The sequence below is a fragment of the Agathobaculum faecis genome (genome assembly GCF_014287995.1).
GTDB lineage: Bacteria > Bacillota > Clostridia > Oscillospirales > Butyricicoccaceae > Agathobaculum > Agathobaculum ammoniilyticum.
In genome coordinates this window covers 1-2,979 of record NZ_JACOPL010000046.1, presented here as the reverse complement: position 1 = coordinate 2,979, position 2,979 = coordinate 1, and the positions used below count along the sequence as shown (strand labels likewise).

At 63.3% G+C, this 2,979-nt stretch carries 2 protein-coding genes; both read right to left on the bottom strand.

Translation table 11 applies throughout. From position 1 onward, the window contains the following. Window positions 1-5: 5 nt before the first annotated feature. A complete protein-coding gene (locus H8S45_RS15620; RefSeq protein WP_107630736.1) occupies window positions 6-1,487 on the bottom strand; it encodes a UxaA family hydrolase in 1,482 nt (493 codons plus the stop codon). A 13-nt stretch (window positions 1,488-1,500) separates the two neighbouring features. Further along, window positions 1,501-2,979, bottom strand: a 1,479-nt coding sequence (locus H8S45_RS15615) for a tagaturonate reductase (protein ID WP_207724526.1), incomplete at its 5' end; no start/stop codon positions are given.

The window sequence follows — 2,979 nt, the reverse complement described above, 5'->3', positions numbered from 1 at the left end:
TTTATTTACAGCGTAACGCCGTTTTTAAAGATGGCGATTTCACGGTAGCCCAGCAGCTCAGTTTTGGAGGGTCTGCCGCCCGCGATGTCCAGCACCAGCGCGTACAACCGCTTCGCCGCCTCCGCGATCGGCTCGCCGTCCGCTACCGGACCCGCGTCAAAGTCGATCCATCCCGGCTTGCGCGCCGCAAGGCCGCTGTTGCTCGCGATCTTTACCGTCGGCGCCGGCGCGCCGAACGGCGTCCCGCGTCCCGTCGTGAACAGCACAATATGCGCGCCCGCCGCGGTCAGCGCTGTCGCTGATACCAGATCGTTCCCAGGCCCGTACAGCAGGCTCAGGCCGTGCGCCGTTACCTGCTCCCCGTACCCGATCACATCCGCCACCGGCGCCGTGCCGCCCTTCTGCACGCACCCGCACGACTTGTCCTCCAGCGTCGTGATGCCGCCTTTCTTGTTCCCCGGCGACGGGTTCTCGTACACCGTCTCGTTGTGGCTGATAAAGTAATCCTTAAAGCTGTTGAGCATGGCGGCCGCCTTCCCGAACACCTGCTCGTTGACGCACCGGCTCAGCAGCATCCCCTCCGCGCCGAACATCTCCGGCACCTCGGTCAGCACTGTCGAGCCGCCACGCGCGATCACCATGTCGCTGAACGCTCCTACCGTCGGGTTCGCCGTCACGCCGGACAGGCCATCCGACCCGCCGCACTTCAGACCGATCACCAGCTCGCTCACCGGCACCGCCTCACGCCGGTACCGTCCCGCATATGACGCGCACTGTTCCAGCAGCGTGCGTCCCGCAGCGAACTCGTCCTCCACGTCCTGGCAGGTGAGGAACTTGACGCGCTCCGCGTCGTACTCCCCCAGCTCCTCTACGAACTGGTCGTGCTGCAGGTTCTCGCACCCTAGGCTCAGCACCAGCACTGCACCCGCGTTCGGATGCCGCGCCAGCGCCGCCAGCAGCTTCCTCGTCTGCGCGTGGTCATCGCCCGTCTGGCTGCACCCGTATGGATGCGGAAACGTGTACAGCCCGTCTATGCTTCCGCTCACCAAGTCCTGGTTGTCCGACACCAGCTTTTTCGCCACGTCGTTGACGCAGCCCACCGTCGGGATGATCCAGATTTCATTCCGCACCGCCGCACGGCCGTCCTCCCTCCGGTAGCCCTGGAATGTCTCCGCCTCCGCCGCCTCTATCTCGGGTACCGACGGCTCATAGGCGTACTCCTCCTCGCCGGACAGGTTGGTCCGCATGTTGTGCGTATGCACCCAACTGCCCGCCTCCACCGGCTCCGTCGCATGGCCGATCGGGAAGCCGTATTTCACCACCGCTTCCCCTGCCGCGATCGGTACGAGCGCGATCTTATGCCCCTGCGGGATATCCTCCCGCGCGGTCACCACCGCGTCTCCCGCTTTCAGCGTTTCTCCCTTCGCCGCAGCATGCAGCGCCACCGCCACGTTGTCCCGCTCTGTGATCCGTATCAGCTTTGTCATCTTATCCTCCCTCTCACAGGCAGGAGGCGAACGCGGCCTCCGCGCCCTCCGCGCGGATCTTCGTAAGCCCCGCCAGCACCGCGGCTTCCAGCCCCGCGATCTCCGTCAGGTCCTGATCCCACATCTGCCGGTTGGTCAGCACCGCGTGTACCAGGTCTGCCGCGCTGTCGTCCTTATGCGCCCAGTAAAATTCCAGCGCCCAACGGTCGTCCGAGCAGATATAGGTGTTGCCCTTCGCGCGCCTGCACACCAGACCCGCTTCGGTCAGCTCCTGCACATCGCTCGTATAGAACGCGATATACGCCGCAAGGCTCATACTCAGGCATTCCGGCAGCCTGCCTGTCTTTTCCACATATTCCAGCAGGCTCGGCAGGTTGCGCGCTTTCCATTTGGAGGTCGAATTGAGCGAAATGCTCATCAGCTCATGGTCCACGAACGGGTTGTTGAACCGGTCCTGCACCGCCGCCGCGAACTCCTCCAGGTCCTTTTTATCCAGCGGCAGGGTCGGGATGACCTCCTCGTACAGCATCTTGTTCATAAAGCCGCGGATGCTGTCGTTGTGCATGCAGTCCCGCACGATATCCAAGCCCGCCAGGTACGCACCCAGCACAAAGCCCGTATGCGCGCCGTTCAGGATGCGCACCTTGCGCTTTTTGTACGGCGTCACATCCGGCACCACGATACAGTTCAGCCCCGCCGCCTTGAACGGCAGCTGCTCCTCCAGCCACGACGGTCCCTCGATGTTCCACACGCCGAACACCTCGCCCACGTCGATCAGCTCGTCATGGTACCCGTTTTCCTCCTCCATGCGCGCCGCTTCCGCCGCGTCCTTGATGCGCCCCGGCACGATCCGGTCCACCAGCGTCGAGCAGAACGTGCAGCTCCCGCACCAGGCTCTGAACGCCTCCTCCAGACCCCACTGGCCGATGTACTGCTCCACGCACTTCTGCAGCTCTTTGCCGTTGTTGTCGATCAGCTCGCAGGAGAGGATGACCACCGGCTTTTTCCCTGCCTGCCAGCGCCGGTACAACACCTGCGTCAGCTTCGCCGGAAACGACGCCGGCGGGCAGTCCTCCTTCCGGCAGGCAGGGTCGTACACAATCCCCGCCTCGGTTGTGTTGGACACGATGTATTCCAGATCGTCCGACTCCGCGACCTGCATCATCGCGTCGTAGCCCGCCTTTTCATATGGGTTCAGGCACCGCGACACCGACGAGATCACCCGCTTCCGGTCCACCTTTTCCCCGTTCTCCCGACCGCGCAGGTACAGCGTGTACAGCCCCTCCTGCCGGTTGATCTGCTCCGCCAGCCCCTGCGCGATCGGCTGCACCAGCACCGCCTTGCCGTTCCAGCCCACGCGCTCGTTCGATACATCAAACCAGTAGTCCACGAACGCGCGCAGAAAATTCCCCTCGCCAAACTGCAGAATCTTCTCCGGCGCTTCCTCCAGAATATATCCCTTGTATCCGCTCGCTTTTATTCTTTTGTAATT